This window comes from Actinoplanes palleronii (genome assembly GCF_016862315.1).
GTDB classification, from domain to species: domain Bacteria; phylum Actinomycetota; class Actinomycetes; order Mycobacteriales; family Micromonosporaceae; genus Actinoplanes; species Actinoplanes palleronii.
In genome coordinates, this window is sequence record NZ_BOMS01000053.1 from 1 (window position 1) to 16,773 (window position 16,773).

General features: G+C 72.8%; 18 protein-coding genes. 9 read left to right on the forward strand and 9 right to left on the reverse strand.

The features are described from left to right. Positions 1–36 precede the first annotated feature (36 nt). Positions 37–393, reverse strand: coding sequence for a DUF6401 family natural product biosynthesis protein (locus Apa02nite_RS19720; RefSeq protein ID WP_203826288.1), 357 nt, complete (start codon positions 391–393; stop codon positions 37–39). A 596-nt stretch (positions 394–989) separates the two neighbouring features. Continuing rightward, positions 990–1,310, reverse strand: a complete 321-nt coding sequence (locus Apa02nite_RS19725) for a hypothetical protein (protein ID WP_239164418.1) — start codon at positions 1,308–1,310, stop codon at positions 990–992. Between the two features lie 73 nt (positions 1,311–1,383). On the opposite strand from Apa02nite_RS19725, the gene Apa02nite_RS19730 reads away from it, so the two are divergent. Then, positions 1,384–2,025, forward strand: coding sequence for a hypothetical protein (locus tag Apa02nite_RS19730; RefSeq protein ID WP_203826289.1), 642 nt, complete (start codon positions 1,384–1,386; stop codon positions 2,023–2,025). 135 nt (positions 2,026–2,160) lie between these two features. Here Apa02nite_RS19730 and Apa02nite_RS19735 read toward each other — a convergent pair whose 3' ends face one another. Next, entirely contained in the window at positions 2,161–2,625 is a 465-nt protein-coding gene (locus Apa02nite_RS19735; protein ID WP_203826290.1) for an SRPBCC family protein, read from the reverse strand. A 97-nt stretch (positions 2,626–2,722) separates the two neighbouring features. On the opposite strand from Apa02nite_RS19735, the gene Apa02nite_RS19740 reads away from it, so the two are divergent. Next, positions 2,723–4,306 (forward strand): phytoene desaturase family protein, encoded by a 1,584-nt coding sequence (locus tag Apa02nite_RS19740; protein ID WP_203826291.1) that lies wholly within the window; start codon positions 2,723–2,725, stop codon positions 4,304–4,306. A gap of 154 nt (positions 4,307–4,460) precedes the next feature. On the opposite strand, the gene Apa02nite_RS19745 is transcribed toward Apa02nite_RS19740, so the two are convergent. Then, a complete protein-coding gene (locus Apa02nite_RS19745) occupies positions 4,461–4,910 on the reverse strand; it encodes an SRPBCC family protein (protein ID WP_203826292.1) in 450 nt (149 codons plus the stop codon). 29 nt (positions 4,911–4,939) lie between these two features. Next, entirely contained in the window at positions 4,940–5,170 is a 231-nt protein-coding gene (locus Apa02nite_RS19750; protein ID WP_203826293.1) for a hypothetical protein, read from the reverse strand. 256 nt (positions 5,171–5,426) lie between these two features. On the opposite strand from Apa02nite_RS19750, the gene Apa02nite_RS19755 reads away from it, so the two are divergent. The 3 genes from Apa02nite_RS19755 (at position 5,427) to Apa02nite_RS19765 (ending at position 7,866) form a co-directional block, all read left to right on the forward strand. Further along, positions 5,427–5,672, forward strand: coding sequence for a hypothetical protein (locus tag Apa02nite_RS19755; protein ID WP_239164419.1), 246 nt, complete (start codon positions 5,427–5,429; stop codon positions 5,670–5,672). 14 nt (positions 5,673–5,686) lie between these two features. Continuing rightward, positions 5,687–6,565, forward strand: a complete 879-nt coding sequence (locus Apa02nite_RS19760) for a helix-turn-helix domain-containing protein (RefSeq protein WP_203826294.1) — start codon at positions 5,687–5,689, stop codon at positions 6,563–6,565. Between the two features lie 104 nt (positions 6,566–6,669). Further along, complete coding sequence (locus Apa02nite_RS19765; RefSeq protein WP_203826295.1) at positions 6,670–7,866, forward strand: glycosyltransferase; 1,197 nt, start codon at positions 6,670–6,672, stop codon at positions 7,864–7,866. Between the two features lie 209 nt (positions 7,867–8,075). On the opposite strand, the gene Apa02nite_RS19770 is transcribed toward Apa02nite_RS19765, so the two are convergent. Together Apa02nite_RS19770 and Apa02nite_RS19775 are read right to left on the reverse strand one after the other, a co-directional pair. Further along, complete coding sequence (locus Apa02nite_RS19770) at positions 8,076–8,486, reverse strand: VOC family protein (protein WP_067701027.1); 411 nt, start codon at positions 8,484–8,486, stop codon at positions 8,076–8,078. Continuing rightward, the gene (locus tag Apa02nite_RS19775) at positions 8,479–9,366 is read right to left on the reverse strand and encodes an AraC family transcriptional regulator (RefSeq protein ID WP_203826296.1); all 888 of its coding nucleotides are present in this window, start codon (positions 9,364–9,366) and stop codon (positions 8,479–8,481) included. Before Apa02nite_RS19775 ends, Apa02nite_RS19770 begins: the two co-directional genes overlap by 8 nt. A 181-nt stretch (positions 9,367–9,547) precedes the next feature. Between Apa02nite_RS19775 and Apa02nite_RS19780 the strand changes: the two genes are divergently transcribed. After that, positions 9,548–10,663 carry an FAD-dependent monooxygenase gene (locus tag Apa02nite_RS19780; protein WP_203826297.1) on the forward strand — a complete coding sequence of 372 codons (1,116 nt, stop codon included), beginning with the start codon at positions 9,548–9,550 and terminating at the stop codon, positions 10,661–10,663. 189 nt (positions 10,664–10,852) lie between these two features. Here Apa02nite_RS19780 and Apa02nite_RS19785 read toward each other — a convergent pair whose 3' ends face one another. Together Apa02nite_RS19785 and Apa02nite_RS19795 are read right to left on the reverse strand one after the other, a co-directional pair. Next, positions 10,853–11,356, reverse strand: a complete 504-nt coding sequence (locus Apa02nite_RS19785) for a hypothetical protein (RefSeq protein WP_067701021.1) — start codon at positions 11,354–11,356, stop codon at positions 10,853–10,855. 300 nt (positions 11,357–11,656) lie between these two features. Further along, positions 11,657–12,706: a class I SAM-dependent methyltransferase gene (locus Apa02nite_RS19795; protein ID WP_203826298.1), complete on the reverse strand. Its 1,050-nt coding sequence runs from the start codon at positions 12,704–12,706 to the stop codon at positions 11,657–11,659. A 96-nt stretch (positions 12,707–12,802) separates the two neighbouring features. Here Apa02nite_RS19795 and Apa02nite_RS19800 point away from each other — a divergent pair, with 96 nt between their 5' ends. The 3 genes from Apa02nite_RS19800 (at position 12,803) to Apa02nite_RS19810 (ending at position 16,770) form a co-directional block, all read left to right on the forward strand. Next, positions 12,803–15,373, forward strand: coding sequence for an ATP-binding protein (locus Apa02nite_RS19800; RefSeq protein WP_239164420.1), 2,571 nt, complete (start codon positions 12,803–12,805; stop codon positions 15,371–15,373). Between the two features lie 385 nt (positions 15,374–15,758). Further along, on the forward strand, positions 15,759–16,430 hold the full coding sequence (locus tag Apa02nite_RS19805; RefSeq protein WP_239164421.1) for an MBL fold metallo-hydrolase: 672 nt from the start codon (positions 15,759–15,761) through the stop codon (positions 16,428–16,430). A gap of 64 nt (positions 16,431–16,494) precedes the next feature. Next, complete coding sequence (locus tag Apa02nite_RS19810; protein ID WP_203826299.1) at positions 16,495–16,770, forward strand: hypothetical protein; 276 nt, start codon at positions 16,495–16,497, stop codon at positions 16,768–16,770. Positions 16,771–16,773 lie beyond the last annotated feature (3 nt).

Here is a 16,773-nt window from a genome sequence, read left to right on the forward strand (position 1 = left end):
CTAGGTTCGGTGCCGGCCTGGTGGGTTGGGGCGGGTTCAGTTCGGGGCGGGGAGGGTGCGGGCCAGCATGCAGACGGCGAGGAGACGGCGGAGGACCCAGTCGCTCTCGGTCCAGTCGATGTCGCCTTCGGGGGAGACCCAGCCGTGCTGGAAGGCGGCGTCGCGGACGCCCTCGGCGTAGGCGGCCAGCAGGATCGGGGTCAGCGGGCGAGTGTCGGCGTTGAGGCTGTCGCGGACGCCGGCGGCGTGCTGGTCGATCACTGACATCAGGCCGGGGGAGGACAGGGTGGCGGCGAGCCCGCTGACTCCGACTGCCGCGGTGAGGTCGGCAAGCGAGGCGTGAGCGGAGCGGAGGGCGGCGCGGGCGGCGGCGTTGCTGAACAGACCAGGCATGAGGAGAAAGTTAGAGACCGCCGGGTAGCCAACGGTTCTCCCTAACGGTGCAGGTCGGTTGAACCTGAAACCGCAGAACTCGCCGCGCCTGGCCCCTGTCGCCAGCGGCGGAGCAGGGGAGAAGGCCAGACCGGAACCCGAGGCCGGTCCGGGCCCGACCGGCCCGAGTGGCGTCGGACGCAGGGCCGGCCGGGTGTGAGGCGCTGCCGGGATGAGCAGAGCTGAACCCGCGGCCTCGACGTGGGAGCGGTCGACGCGGTGCTCACCCGGATCCGCGGCCGAGGATCACCGGCCGGCGACCGATGGGTCACCTGCGGCCGAGGGCTACCGGCTCGTTTCCGAGGGGCCACCTGCGGTCGAGAGCTACCGGCCCGTGACCGCCGGGATACCTGTGGCTGAGCGCCGCCGGGTCGCGAACGATGACCACCCGCGGCCGAGAGCCGCCGGGCCATGGCCGACGGGCCATCTGGGGCTGAGGGCGGCCGGGGCGCGGCTGATGGGCCGCAGGCCGCACCGGCCGCAGTGGGTGGGGGCGGGGGTGGGCAGGGTGAAGTGCCGGCCGCCTGGGGTGGTGGTCGGTGGGCGTCCTGGGAGGGTTACTCCGTGTAGGGGACGGGCTCGGGGCGGCGACGTTGGGTGTCGTCGGCGACGATGACCGTGGCTACCACGAGGGCGACGACGACCGCGAAGAACCAGGAGGCGTCATCGATGAGCTTCGCTGCCAGCGGGGCCTGGAAGGCGGCTAGGAAAAAACCCAGCCACGCGAGGCGGCGCTGACGTTCAGACAAGAATCCGGCAGATCGCACCCGGAAAGTCTGGCGCGATAAGTCCGGATCGCCGTCACCCGTTCGGCCGATTCTCAGTTGTCCGATAGTGCGATCAGCGTTGCGTCGAAGCCGCTCAACAGCTGCCGTCATCGGCTCGTTCGCGCTGGTGGGGGCAGTTGTTGTTGGATCTTTTCGGGAATCGGAGCCGATCCGGCCGATCGAGGTGCTCGTACCGGACCTCGTACAGGCCGGTCCGCTGCTGGATCGGACCGCCGCCTGGCTCACCGTCGGCGACGCGGCCAGCCGGGTACGGGTGCAGACAGCCACCCTGCCGGGCCTGCTCTACCGGGTCAGCGCCGCACCGGACTCGGGTGTCGCACCGGTGGTGAGCCGGCAGGGCGGCCGGGTCGTCGTACGATTGCGGGCTACCGGGAGTGACGGCCTGGACGAGGTGCGGATCGTGCTCAACCGTGCCGTCCGATGGGACATCAGGCTGCCCGCCGGCGCGGGGGAGCAGCAGCTGAACCTGCGCGGCGGGCGGGTCAGCCGGGTCGAGCTGGGTGCGTCCGGGCTGGCCGAGGTGTGGTTGCCGGACCCGGACGGCACGGTGCCGGTGATGTTCCGCGGCGGCGTGGGCTCCGCGGTGCTGAGCACCGGCACGCCGGCCCCGTTCCGGGTGGTGCTGGACGAGGGCGCCGGCGCGGTGGTCACTCCGTGGGCGGCGAACAACGGCGCGCCGGTGGGCGCGATCCTCCGGGAGGACGGCTGGCGCCGGGCCGCTGATCGGTACGCGGTCCGCGCGGTGGCCGGGATGGGCAGTGTGGTCCTGCGCCGGTACGAGCCGGCACGACGGCGAACACGCTGATCACCGCGGTGCGCTCGGGTTGCTCGGTCATGACATCGGCGTACCCGGTGCGGGACGGGTGAAACGGCCTTCACCCTCGTACGAAATCAGGCGAAACGGCCGCCCCGGAGAGCGGCCGTGCCGGAACGGCGGACCTCAGGCACCCGGGCGGTCGACCTGCCCGCGCCAGCCGCCGGTGGTGATGCCGCCGCGGCTCTCGATGAACTCCTTGAAGCGGTGCAGATCGCCCTTGACCCGGCGGTCGACCAGCCCGAGCTTGTCGCCGGCGGTCTCCACGAAGCCCTGCGGGTCGAAGTCGATCTGCACGGTGATCCGGGTGTGCGAGTCGTCGAGGCGGTGGAAGGTGACCACACCGGCCTGCTTCTCGCCCTCGGTGGCGGTCCAGGCGACGCGCTCGTCCGGCAGCTGCTCGGTGATCGTCGCGTCGAACTCGCGCTCGATCCCGGCGATCCGGGTCTTCCAGTGCGTGTGGGTGTCGTCCAGCTGCTGGATCTCCGCGACGCCCTCCATGAAGCGCGGGAATTCCTCGAACTGGGTCCACTGGTCGTAGCAGGTGCGGACCGGGACGTTGACGTCGACGAACTCGGTGACCGTGCTCATGCGGTGATCCCCCCTCAGTCGGTTGCCGGTTGTTTCCTCACCCCATGATTGCGAGGTGCCCCCGGCGTCCGGGGCGAAACGTGGCTAACGTGCGGACGTGGACACGGTTGACGCGGTGATCGTCGGGGCGGGGCACAACGGCTTGGTGGCAGCGAACCTGCTGGCCGACGCGGGCTGGTCGGTGCGGGTGCTGGAGGCCACCGGTGAACCCGGCGGCGCGGTGCGTTCCGGGGAGGTGACCGCGCCCGGATATCTGTCCGACCTGTTCAGCGCGTTCTACCCGCTCGGGTACGCGTCGCCGGTGCTGCGGGACCTGGCCCTGGACCGGCACGGGCTGTCCTGGACGCACGCACCCACGGTGCTCACCCACCTGCTGCCGGACGGGCGGGCGGCCACGGTCAGCCGTGATCTGGAACGGACAATGGCGTCGATGGAGACGTTCGCCGCCGGGGACGGGGAGCGGTGGAAGCAGGCGTACGGCGAATGGTCGGACATCGCGGACCGGATGCTGCCGGTGATCCTGCGGCCGTTCCCGCCGGTCGCCGACGGCCTCGGCCTGGCCCGGCGGCTCGGCGTCGGTGGCAGTCTGCGGCTGGCCCGGCGGCTGGTGCTCTCCGCCCGGGAGCTGGGTTCGGAGCTGTTCCAGGGCGAGGGCGCCCGGGTGGCCCTGGCCGGGTGCGCGCTGCACACCGACCTGTCCCCGGAGGAGGCCGGCGGCGGTGTCTACGGCTGGCTGCTCACCATGCTCGGCCAGCAGGTCGGCTGGCCGGTGCCGGTGGGCGGGGCCGGTCAGCTGACCGCCGCGCTGGTCCGGCGGCTGCGGGCCCGGGGCGGCGAGATCGTCCACCGGGCGCCGGTGAGCCGGGTGCTGGTGGCGCGCGGCCGGGCGATGGGCGTGCGCACCGCGGACGGGCGGGACTGGCGGGCCCGGCGCGCGGTGATCGCGGACGTGCCGGCGCCGGCGCTCTTCCTGGACCTGGTCGGTGAGCGGTGGCTGCCGCCCCGGCTGGTCGAGGATCTCGCGCACTTCCGCTGGGACGGCGCGACGGTGAAGGTGGACTGGGCACTGAACCGGCCGATCCCGTGGACGACCGCGGAGACGTCCGGGTCCGGGACGGTGCACCTGGGCGCGGACCTGAACGGCCTGACCCGGTACGCCGGGAAGCTCGCCACCGGTGAGGTGCCGGACGACCCGTTCCTGCTGCTCGGGCAGATGACCACGACTGATCCGAGTCGGTCACCGGCGGGTACGGAGAGCGCGTGGGCGTATACCCACCTGCCGCACCGGCCGGTGTGGCCGGCCGAGGTGATCGCGGCGCACGTGGAGCGGATCGAGGCGGTCATCGAGAAGCAGGCGCCGGGGTTCCGGGCGGCGATCGTGGGGCGCAACGTGTTCGGGCCGGGTGATCTGGAGCGGGAGAACCCGTCGCTGGTGGGCGGGGCGCTGGGCGGGGGGACGTCGGCGGCGTTCCAGCAGCTGTTCCTGCGGCCGGTGCCGGGGCTGGGGCGGGCCGACACGCCGGTGGACCGGCTGTATCTGGGGAGTTCGTCGGCGCATCCGGGGGGTGGGGTGCACGGGGCGCCGGGGGCGAATGCGGCTCGGGCGGCGTTGGCGCGGGATCGGTTGCCGTTCTATCGGGCGGGGATTGAGGGGTTGCAGCGGGCGGTGTACGCCTCGTAGCGGCGCGGCGGTTTTGAGGAGCGGTGGTCTGGTGGCGTGGCGGCGCGGCGGTTTTGAGGAGCGGTGGTCTGGTGGCGTGGCGGCGTGGTGGTTTTGAGGAGCGGCGGTCTGGTGGTGCGGCGCGGCTCGCCTCGGGCTGGTGATCAAGCGGTGATCAAGCGGCGGGCCGGCGGCGGGACTCGGCGATGTCCGCCAACCGGCGCAGGGCTTCCACGTTGCGCTGGTGCAGCACCAGATCGTTGATCTTGTTGCGGGCCCAGAGCAGCGGACCGGAGTCGAACTTCTCGTGCATGGTCACCCGGGTGTCGCCGTTGACCTCGGTGTCCAGCACGATCTTCACGACCGCCTCGCCCAGCGGCCACAGCCCCGCCCGGATCGTCAGCTCCCGGCCCGGGACGCACGCGAGCACCGTCGACTTGTCGTGCAGCGAGAACGGCCACGGCCCGGCCTTGTGATGCAGCTCGGCGCCGGCCTCGGGCCAGGACGCCTCGACGTCGCGGATGTGCGTGGTGCCGACCACCCAGTCGCTGTACGACCAGCCGTCGGCGAGGACGGCGAAGACGCGCTCGGGCGGGGCGTGAACGGTGCGTACGACAGTGGCCATGGCCGGGGATTACCCTGCGTGGCCAGCTCCTAACGGGTGCGTTGCCGGCGGCGGGCGGCGGTGGCGATGCGCAGCGCCGGCCACAGGCGCAGGCGGCGGGAGCTGTCGGCGGCAGCCAGCAGGCGGGCCAGGTCGGCGCGCTCGGCCGGTGGGACCAGGGTGATCACGATGAGGACCGGGATCGCGGCGGCCACCAACTCGGTCAGCACGACGAAGATGATCAGGGCGGCGACGGTGAGGTAGAGCACGGCCTCGTTCATGGTTACTCCCGGTGGGGCCGAGGGGTCGGAAAGGGGCATCTCGCCTCTGAGATGAATATCTGAGATTCGCTCCTGCATATCAATGCATATTCACTGAGCGGCAAAACGGTACTTTGCCTGGTGATCAGTGATGTTGGCCCTCGGGTGACGGGGTAGTCAGGTGGCGGTATCGTGCGCGTGACGCCACATCGAGTGAATATCCATTGAATATTTGAGAAGTCGTGTTATCGTGCCCGCGGCTAGCTACCTTCATGACATGACAAAGGAGACATCTGCCGAAATGACTAACTCGTCCGAGCATCGACCGCTTCAAGCCGAAATGATTGCCGGGGTATGCGTCACCGGCAGCTGCCCGACCGTGTATCGCACGGATCGCGATTCACTGGTCGTGCAAGGCTATGCCGTGCCGGGCGGGGTGGCCGGTGTCGACCTACCGGAAGGCGAGTCACTCGTTGAGATTCCGCTGCACCTGCTCCTGGACGCGGCGCGCCAGATCTCCTGAGCGATGGCCGGCCCATGTCTGATGTCTTCGGCTCGCTCGGCGACGTCGGCAGGCTGTCGATCGGCGCGGCCCTGCGGTTCGCCCGGCTCCGTGCCGGGCTGACCGGTGCGGACCTGGCCAATCGGGCGGGTATGAGCCAGGCCAAGGTGTCGCGGCTGGAGACCGGTAAATCGCCCGCGGATCCGGCCGACGTCCGGACACTCGCCCAGGCGATGGGTCTTCCCGCAGACGAGGCCGAGGCGCTGGAATCGCTGGCTACGCAGACCTACGAGCGGATGACCGACTGGCGGGCCGAGCCTCGGGGTCTGCCGCAGCGCCAGGACGAGGTGGGACAGCTCGAGCGGCAGAGCGCGGAGATCCGCGTCTTCAATCCGTCGGTCATCCCGGGCCTGCTGCAGACCAGCAGCTATGCCCGCGCGGTGATCACCACGCTGGCATCCATGCTCGCACCGGAATCGGCGGGGCAGGACGCCGGGAAGAACCTGGTGACGACCGTTTCGCGGCGGATGTCGCGACAGGAGATCCTCGCCTCGGCGACGAAGAGGTTCCACTTCGTGATCACGGAATCGGTGCTGGGCGCCGGGGTCGGCACCCCGGAAGACATGATCGGCCAGCTTCAGCAGATCCGGTACCTGACCGGCCTCCCGAACGTCAGCTTGAAGATCCTGCCGGCCCGCTCGTTCGTCACGGTCGCGCCCATGCACTCCTTCGAGCTGCTCGATCGGCGTGCCGTGATCATCGACCTGTTCAACACGTCGATGACCGCACAGAGCCGTTCCGACATCCGCCTGTATCACGACCTTTTTGAGCGTTTCGACCTCGCTGCCACCGCCGATGTCGATGCGTTGCTCGACGAGTACACCGAGTACTACCGCCATCAGGCCGCCGTCTGAACTCGGTTGAGCGGCCACCCCGCCCGGCCAGGATGTTTACGCTAGGGGCACTCGGGCAACGAAACCTGCCGTTATCCCGTCACTCCCGCCGCTGAGGAGAACCCGTGCGAATTGCGATGATCTCCGAACACGCCAGCCCTCTAGGCGTGGGCGGCCAGCATGCCCACGTCGCCGACCTGTCCAGGGCGCTCGCCGAAATCGGGCACGACGTCCGTGTCTACACCCGTCGTACGGACCCGGCGGTGGCCGACGTGGTGCCCGGGCCGGACGGCGTGCATGTCGTCCACATCGCCGCCGGTCCGGCCGAGCACGTGCCGGCCGAGGATCTCCTTCCGCACATGGCCGAGTTCGCCCGGCTGCTCAGCGCGCAGTGGCAGCACGACGGCTGGCGCCCGGACGTGGTGCACGCACACTTCTGGACCAGTGGCCTGGCCGCGATCACCGCGGCCAAGCAGGTCGGCATCCCGGTGGTGCAGTCGTTCCACGAACTCGGCGCGATCGACCCGGCCGCCGTCGGCCCGTCCCGTTCCGGGTACGAGCGGGCGCTCGGCCGCGCGGTCGACCGGGTGGTCGCACAGACCCAGGACGAGGTGCGCGGACTCGTCCGGATCGGGGTGCCGCGGGCACAGCTCACCGTGGTGCCGGCCGGCGTGGACAGCGTCCGGTTCACCCCGGAGGGCCCGATGGCCGCGCGTGACCTGAACCGGCCCCGGATCCTCTCGGTCGGCCGGCTCGTCGAGCACAAGGGCTTCGGCGACGTCATCCAGGCGATGCGTTTCGTGCCGGGCGCCGAGGTGGTCGTTGTCGGCGGTCCGCGGGCCGATCAGCTCGCCGGTGACCCGGGCGCCAAGTCGCTGCGCGCGCTCGCCGAGCGGTGCCAGGTCGCCGACCGGTTCCGCCTGGTCGGCTCGGTGCCGCACCGGGACATGCCGAGCTGGTACCGCTCGGCCGACATGCTTGTCGCCGCGCCCTGGGAGGAGCAGTTCGAGCAGTCCGCGCTGGAGGCGATGGCCTGCGGCGTGCCGATCATCGGGACCGCGGTGGGCGGGCTGACCGAGACCGTTGTCGACGGGCTCACCGGTGACCTGGTGCCGGCCCGGGACCCGCGGGCGCTCGGCGGGGCGCTGCGCCGGCTGGTCAACGACAAGGTGCGGCGGTTCACGTACGCGACGGCGGCGCTCGATCGGGCCCGGCAGGCGTACTCCTGGAAGCGCGTCGCGGCGCAGGTCGGGTCGGTCTACTCCGCGGTGACCGGCCTGCGCCGCAGTGCCGCCGAGGTGGAAGCGGAAGCGGTGGCGTAAGCGGTGGCGTAAGCGCACCGGGCCGGGCCGCGGCGCAGGCCGCGGCCTTCGAACGAGGTCTTCTCGGCGGTGAGCAGCCGGTCCGGGTGGTGAAACCGGTCAGCGGTGAGCAGCCGGTCCGGGTGATGAAAACCGGTCAGCGGTGAGCAGCCCGTCCGGGTGATGAAAACCGGTCAGCGTGAGCGGCCGGTCCGAGTGGTGAAAAACGGTCAGCGGGGCTCGCCGCGGTAGGTGCCGAACGCCCACAGGTTGCCCTCCGGGTCGCGGGCGGCGAAATCGCGGGAGCCGTAGTCGGTGTCGAACGGCTCCTTGACGATCACCGCCCCGGCCGCTCGGGCCCGCTCGGCCAGCTTGTCCGGCTCGTCAGTGACCACGTAGGCCCCGAACGTGCCCGGCTGCAGCGCCCACGCGTCGTCCGTCTCGTCGCGGACCGAGCCGAGCATGAGGCCACCGCCCGGCGGCCAGCTCAGCTGGCAGTGGTCGACCCGGTCGCCGTCGCCGTACGTCACGGTCTCCTCGAACCCGAACGCGGTCACCAGGAAACGGATCAGTGCGCGGGCGTCGGCCGCCCGCAGGGTCGGCCAGATCTGCGGGGGCGGGGGTGTCTTCTGCTCAGTCATGACCTCCATCGTGGTCGGCCGCGGCGGCGGACGCTTGGACGAAACCGAACTCGTCCGACAACCACCGCGACGGTGCACACCCGGCGAACGCCTGGAAGTCGCGGACCAGGTGGGACTGGTCGGCATAACCGTGCTCGGCGGCGATGTCGGCGAACCGCACGCCGGGGCGCAACGCGCGGCGGGCGCGGTCGAAACGGGCGATCCGGCCCGCCTCCTTGGGGCGCAGGCCCAGCTCGGCGTGGAACCGGTCGGTCAGGTGACGCGCGCTCCAGCCGACCTCGCCGGCCAGCTCGGCGATCGGCGTGCCACCGCGGCACAGGCTCGCCCAGACGTGGGCGATCCGCTCGGCCGCGGCGTGTGCCGGCGGGATCGTGGTGCGGTGGCGCACTGCGTACCGATAAGGGGTGGAAGCGTCGGGAAGCAGGGCGGTCAGCGCCGTGTCGAGGGCCGCGAAGCGGGCCGGCCAGCCGGGCGCCGCGGACAACCGCTCGCGCAGCTGGCCGACGAACGGCGCGCCGAGGACGGCGCCCGGGTCGACGTCGAGGCCGGCCAGCTCGGCGGCGGGCAGGCCGAGCAGCGCCCGGCAGCCGGGCGGGTGCAGCGCCACCTGGACACCCGACTGGCAGCCGTCGTGCGTGATCGTCGCCGGGCGCAGGTGCAGGCCGCCGAGGAGCGCGTCGAACGTGCCCGGGACCTGGCGCCGGTCGGGGTGCTCCGCGATGACCAGCGGCTCGTCCATCGTGAAGATCAGCGTGAGGTAGGGCGACGGCAGGCCACGATGCCGGCCGGGCGGGACGCCGCGCTGCCGATAGCCGGAGTAGAACGCGATGTGCGGCCGCAGCGGCGGCGCGGGGCGCGCCTGGACATACTCGTCGATCATCGGACCCTCCCGTCTCCGGCCTCCAGCCTGCACCTTCCCTCAGGGGAAAGGTCAAGGGAGCCGCAGCGAGTGGATCAGGCGGCGGTCCCGGAAGCCCGTTTGACAATGGCCCGATCGGGGCGGCCGAAAGGCGCCCTCATGAGTGCGGACGACCGCTCCGGCCGCGTGCCAGGATCGATCCATGGCACAGGCAGTGGTGATCGGAGCGGGCGTCGGCGGCCTCGCCGCGGGGGTGGCCCTGCAGCGGCGCGGGTGGGATGTCACCGTGCTGGAGCGGGCGGCCGCGCTGGAGGAGGTCGGCGCCGGGCTGGCGGTCGCGCCCAACGCGCTGCGCACGCTTGACACGTTCGGGCTCGGTGACCGGCTGCGCGAGCTGTCCGGGCTGGAGGGCGCGGCCGGCATCCGGCGGCCGGACGGCGGGTGGATCAGCCGCAGCGACGGTGATCGGGCGACCGCGCGGTTCGGTGATCCGATCATCGCGGTGCACCGGGCGACCCTGGTCGAGGTGCTCGCCTCCGGGCTGGCGCCGGGCACGCTCCGCCTGGGCCGGCCGGTCACCGAGGTCGACCCGTCGAGCGGGACGGTGGTCACCGCCGCCGGCCCGCTCACCGCCGATCTCGTGGTCGCGGCCGACGGGATCAACTCTTCGGTACGGATGAGCCTGTTCCCCGCCCACCCCGGCCCGGTCCACACCGGCGTGACCAGCTGGCGTTTCGTCGTCCCGCACCCCGGCGGCACGGTGACACCCGGTGAGACCTGGGGCGGCGGCAAGGTCTTCGGAGTGGTCGTCCTCGGCGACGGCCGGGTCTACTGCTATGCCACCGCGCCCGCCCCGGCGGGTGGCCGGGCCGCCGACGAGCAGGCCGAGCTGTCCCGGCTCTTCGGCGCCTGGCACGAGCCGATCCGGTCGCTGATCGCCGCGGCGACGTCGGTCACCCGCACCGACGTCCGCTGCCTGGACCAGCCGTTGCCGAGCTTTCACCGGGGCCGGGTCGCGCTGCTGGGCGACGCGGCCCACGCCATGACGCCGAATCTGGGTCAGGGCGCCTGCCAGGCGATCGAGGACGCCGCGGTGCTCGCCGCGCACGCTGCCGACCTGCCGCGATATTCGGCGGAGCGATTGCCGCGGACCACGGCGGTGGCGCGGGCGTCGCGCCGGGTCGCCCGCATGGCCGGGCTGGACAACCGGGCCGCCGAGTGGGTCCGCAACACCGGCATGTCACTGGCCGGGCGGCTGGGCCCGGACCTGATCCTCCGCCAGATGGACCCGGTCTTGACCTGGCACCCACCAACCTGAGGAGGCCGAAAGACAAAGCCCGCAGAGAGGCCGAAAGACAAAGCTCGCAGAGAGCAGGATGCCCGACGGTTTGAGAAAGACCGCCAGGCTGAGGGCGCCCGACGGCTTGAGGCGGCCGTCCGGCCGGCGCCCGCCGGACGGCAAAGGAGCCCGGAACCGTCGACACGGCCCGGGCTCCGATGCGACCGCTCAAGCAGCGAGCGCGCTCGCCAGATCGTCGCGGAACGTGCGCTCGTCCTCGGTGACCGTCTCGGCGCCGATGCCGAGCAGGCCGCCGCTGGAGGCCGCGCCGACCACCGCGTCGGTGACCTCGAGCAGCCAGTGCCGGTAGGTCTCGGCGTCGGCCACCGAGGCCTTCGCCGAGAGCAGGGTGGCGACCTCGGCCGCGCGGCCCAGGACGTCACTCGCGTACGCGGCGGGGTCGGCCGGTTCGATCACCGGCGCTTCCTCGCCCAACTCGGGGTCGCCCGCCTCGGCCACGGCGGCCGTGGCCACCGCGGTGACCAGGGTGCTCGCCGATGCGCGGGCGTCCGAGATCCGGCTGATCCCGGCCGCGCTCTCGGCCCGGGTCTTGCGGGCGCTGTCATGGGTGGCGGCGCTGGCCGCGGTGACCACCGCGTGCGGAAGGCCGACAAGCAGCCCCCACTCGCCGTCGGTGAAGCCCAGCTTGGCGTAGAGCGGTTCGTCCGTCACTCAGGGAGTCCTTTCGCTTTCGTCGGCGGCCGACAGCGCATTGTCGCGCACTGCCGGGCCGGCGCCTCTCACCGCTCCCTCTACCCGATCACGCTGGTGTTCACCCCGGAGCCCTGCCGGTTCCGAGACCCGGGGCCCGGCCGGTTCCGAGACCCGGGGCCCGGCCGGTTCCGAAACCCGGGCCCCGGCCGGTTCCGAAACCCGGGCCCCGGCCGGTTCTGAAACCCGGGGCCCGGCCGGTTCTGAAACCCGGGGCCCGGCCGGTTCCGAAACCCGGCCCGGCTCGTTCTGAAACGCGGCCTACGGGCGGGCCTCGTACACGATGTTGAACGGGGTCTCCGCCGCCCGCCGGAACCGGGTGAAACCGGCGTCCGCCGTCAGCCGCCGGATCGGCTCCTCGCCGGCCTGCGCGCCCAGCGAGTACCCGCCCTCCTGAGACAGCGCGCTCGGCACGCACAGGAACGCCGAGAACGCGTAGTACACCCGCCCGATCGGGTTCAGGTTGGCGCCCACCGAGTCACCGGCCGCCGGCTCCACGATCATCCAGGTACCGTCCGGGGTCAGCTTCGACCGTACGTGCCGTGCCGCGCCCAGCGGGTCGCCCATGTCGTGCAGCGCGTCGAACGTGGTGACCAGCTCGTACGGGCCGCCACCGAAGCTCTGCGCGCCGGCCGTCTCGAACCGCACCCGCCCGTCCAGCCCGGCGTCGGACGCCCGCTTGCGGGCCTGGTCCACCGAGTCCGGGTGGAGGTCCGACCCGGTGAAGACCGAGTCCGGGTACGCCGAGGCCATCAGCACCGTCGACGCACCGTGCCCGCAGCCCACGTCGGCCACCTGCACCCCGCCATGCAGTTTCGCCTCCACCCCGTCCAGTGCCGGCAGCCACGCGGCGACCAGGCTGGCGCTGTACCCGGGCCGGAAGAACCGCTCACACCCGGTGAACACGTCCTCGGTATGTTGGTGCCAGCCCAGCCCGTGACCGGTCCGGAACGCCTCGGTGATCTGCGGTTCGGCCCGCAGCGCGCCCAGGGCCAGCTGGAACGCGCCCGGCGCGAAGATCGGCCCGTCCGGGTCGGTCAGCGCGAACGCCTGCTCCTCGGTGAGCGAGTACCGCCCGCTCGCCGGGTCGTACTCGACGTAGCCGCCGGCGGCCTGGCCGCGCAGCCACTCCTCGACGTAGCGCGGTGCGGTCCCGGTCCGCTCGGCCAGCTCCTCCGGGAGGGACGGCCCGGCGGTCAGCCCCTGGTAAAGACCGAGCCGATCCCCGATCACCACGCCGCCGGCGCCGATGGTGGCGCCCAGGTCACCGACGAACTTGTGTACGAACTCCATCAGCTTGTCGTCATTCATGCATCTGTTCTACGGACGTCCGGGCCGGGCCGAATCCGTGTCGGCTACCTAGCTCGGCCGCTGGTATCACCTAGCCCGGCGCTTAGTCTCGGGGATATGAGGCGGCACCTGCTGGAACGCGACCAGGAGCTCGCCGAGCTGGCCGCGGCCGCCCGGCGGGCCGCCGCCGGGCACGGCTCGGTGGTGCTGGTGACCGGCGAGGCCGGGATCGGCAAGTCGAGTGTGGCCGCCGCGGCCCGGTCGATCCTGCCGGCCGAGGGGCGGCTGCTGACCGGCTGGTGCGACGCACTGGCCACCCCGCGGGTGCTCGGGCCGCTGCGTGACCTGATCGGCAAGGTGGGCACCGCGTTGACCGAGGCGCTCGCCGCCGGTGACCGGGCCCGGGTGCTCGAGGCGTTCCGGGCCGAGCTGGACTGGCCGGGCCACCCCACCCTGCTGCTGATCGAGGACGTGCACTGGGCCGACGAGGCGACCCTCGACGTGCTGCTGTTCCTGGCCCGGCGGATCGCGGCGCTGCCGGTGGTGCTGGTGCTGACGTACCGGGACGACGAGGTCGCCGCCGGGCACCCGCTGCACCAGGTGCTCGCCCAGGCCGCGACGGTGTGCCGGCTGCCGCTGGCCCGGCTCTCCGCGGACGCGGTGCGGACGCTTGTCGCCGGCCGCGGGCTGGACGCCGAGCGGGTCTTCGCGGTCACCTCGGGCAACCCGTTCTTCGTCACCGAGGTGCTCGGCGCTCGCGACGCGGAAGGGGTGCCGGCCACCGTCGCGGAGGCGGTGCTGGCCCGGCTGCAGGCGCTCGACGAGCCGTGCCGGGTGGCGCTGGAGACCCTCGCGGTGGTGCCGTCCGCGGTGGAGCGCTGGCTGGTCGAGGCGTTGGTGCCGGGTGGCCTGGGCACGCTGGCCGCCGCGGAACGGCGGGGGATGCTCAGTGTCGCGCCGGGGCGGGTGGCGTTCCGGCACGAGCTGATGCGCCGGGCGGTGGCGGCCGGGCTGCCGTCGTACCGAAGAATCGCCGCGAATCAGGCGGTGGTCGCCGCCCTCCTGGACCGAAGCGGGGTTGATCTCTCCCGGCTGGTGCATCACGCGGCCGAGGCCGGTGACGAGGCGCTGATCATCCGGTTCGCGCCGCCGGCCGCGGCGGAGGCGGCGAAGGCCGGCGCGCATCGCGAGGCCGCCGCGCACTACGCGCTGGCCCTGGATCAGCAGGCCGCGTTCGAGCCGGCGGTCCGGGCCGATCTGCTGGAGGGGTACGCCGAGGAGCTCTACCTGCTGGCCGACGCCACCCGCGCGGTGACCACCCAGCAGGCGGCCCTCGCGCTGCGCCGGGATCTGGGTGATCCGGTCCGGATCGGGCTGGCGCTGCGCCGGCTCTCCCGGCTGCACTGGTGGGCCGGTGACCGCCCGGCGGCCGAGGCGTGCGCGTTCCAGGCGGTGTTCGTGCTGACCGGCGCCGGCGAACCGGGCGCTCTGGCGTTCGGCCTGAGCAATCAGTCCCAGCTGCACATGCTGGCCGGGCAGAACGCCGAGGCGATCGAGGTCGGCACCCGGGCGATCACGCTGGCCCGCCGGTCCGGCACGGACGCCGGGGTGCTCTCGCACGCGCTGAACAACGTCGGTTTCGCGCACTGGCAGGCCGGCGACGCCGCGACCGGGTGGCCGCTGCTGACCGAGAGCCTGACCGTCGCGCTGGCCGCCGGCGAGACCGATCACGCCTGCCGCGCCTACGCGAACATGTGCTGGCAGCTGCTCGACCACCTGCGGCTCGCCGAGGCCGACGAGATGCTGACCCAGGCGATCGAGTTCGCCGACCGCAACGAGGCCCTCGGGTTCCTGCGCTACCTGCACGTCGCCCGGGCCCGCCTGCACCTGGCCCGCGCCGAGTGGGCGGACGCCGAACGCGAGGCCGGTTGGGCGGCCGGTGCGCCACCGAACATGCGCTGCCCGGCGCTCGTCGTGCAAGGGCTGGCCCGGGTGCGCACCGGTCGTCCGGGTGGCGACGAGATGATCGCCGAGGGGTGGGCGATCGCGTTGCGGATCGGCGAGGCGCAGCGGATCGGCCCGGCCGGCGCGGCGATGGCGGAGGCGGCGTGGCTGCGCGACGACCGGGTCGTCGCGGATCTGCTCGCGCCGGCCTATCGGCCGGTCTTCGGCGAGGAGGCGTTCGGCTATTGGTTGCGGCAGCTGGGGGTCCCGGTCAGGCTCAATTCCCATTTGTACGCACTACAAGCGGCCGGCGCGGCCCGGGAAGCAGCGGCCGGCTGGACCGAGGCGGGCTGCCGGTACGAAGCCGCCGTCGCCCTGGCCCACAGCTCCGACCCGGCCGACCTGCTCACCGCGATCACCGACCTGGACGCGATGGGCGCCGCCCCGCTCGCCCGCCGGCTCCGGCACCGGCTGCGCGAGCAGGGTGTCACCCGCATCCCGCGCGGCCCGCTCCCGGCCACCCGGGACAACCCGGCCGGGCTGACCGGCCGCCAGCTGGAGGTGTTGCGGCTGCTCGCGGCGGGCCTGAGCAACCCGGAGATCGCCACCCGGCTGCTCCTGTCGGTGCGCACCGTCGACGCCCACGTGGCCGCCGTCCTGACCAAACTGACCGCGACCAACCGCCGGCAGGCCGTGGCCCACGCCCGCAACCTGGGCATCCTCCCCAACCTGGCCACCCGCTGACCCCTACCCGCTGTCGCATCACCGCCCGCCGCTTGCTGACCGGCGGCCACCGTCCGGGTCGGCGTCGACTCGGTCCGGGCGACCGGCTGGTGCTCAGGGTTGCCTCGCGGACCTGGAGGGGACCGTCGGCACCAGCCGACCGCGCCGGGCCGCGCTGGGCTGGTGTTGAGGGGTGTCTCGCGGGTTTTTGGCACCCCTGAGCACCAGCCGACCGCTGTTGTGGGGCGGTGCGGGGACGCGTTGTGGGATTGCGGTGCCGCACCGCCCCCGGGTGGGCGGCAGCGGCACGCGTAACCGGGATCGCGTGCTCCCGCCGTCCCGCGGGCGCGTCGCCCCGCGGCACCGCTGCCGGGAACAGGGGTGGGGCTAGCGATAGATTCGGCGGGTGCGCGAAGTGGTCGACGGGGTCTTCGAGATCCCTCTCGGATATGTCAACGTCCATCTGGTCGTCACCGACGACGGGGTGGTGCTCGTCGACACCGGGCTGCCCGGGCGGGGCGCGACGATCGAGCGCGCGCTGCGCAAGCTCGGCCGGTCGCTGACCGACGTGCGGGCCGTGCTGCTCACCCACCACCACCCCGACCACGCGGGAAGCGCTGCCGACCTGCGGAGACGCGCCGGCGCCCGGCTGATCGCGCACGCCGCTGAGGCGCCGTTCATGAACGGCGCGTTCCCGCCGGCCGAGCCGACCGGCGGCCGGCTGCGGCGCTTCCTGGTCCGCACGATCGGCACTGTCGAGCCGACCAAGCTGGACCAGCTGGTGGGCGACGGCGCCGAGCCGGTCGACGGGTTCACCGCCGTGCACACCCCCGGTCACACCCGGGGGCATGTGTCCTACCTGCTGGACCGCGCGGGTGGGGTGCTCTTCGCCGGTGACGCCGCCACCGCCGTCCGCGGGCGGGTGACCGGGCCGAACCCGGTGGCCACCGCCGACCCGGACCGCGCCGCGGAGAGCCTCGCCCGGCTGGCCGAGCGGGACTTCGAGCATGCCGTTTTCGGGCACGGAAGCCCGATTTCGGGCGACGCCGCCGCACGTTTTCGCGAGGCTGTTACCTGACGGGACCCCATCGGCCGGCCCGCATGGCTATTGTCATGCGTCACGGTCGATGGACGGGGGCTGGATGGGATCGCTCGGTGTGGGTGTCCGCGGATCGGCCACCGTCCTGTTCACGGCCGGCGTGGTCGGCAGCGTCGGCTCGTCGCTCGCGGTGCTCGGCACGCTGCTGCTCGCGCCGGCGTTCGCGCGGGCCGCGGTCGACGTCTTCGTCGTCTCCGGCTGCGTCCTGGCCGCCGCGACGATCCTGCTCGTCGCCGCCCGGCTGACCGACCGGGACGAGCCCTCCGCGGAGCCCGACTGGCACGCGGAGAGCGACCCGCAGGCCGAGCCGGGACGGTGACGG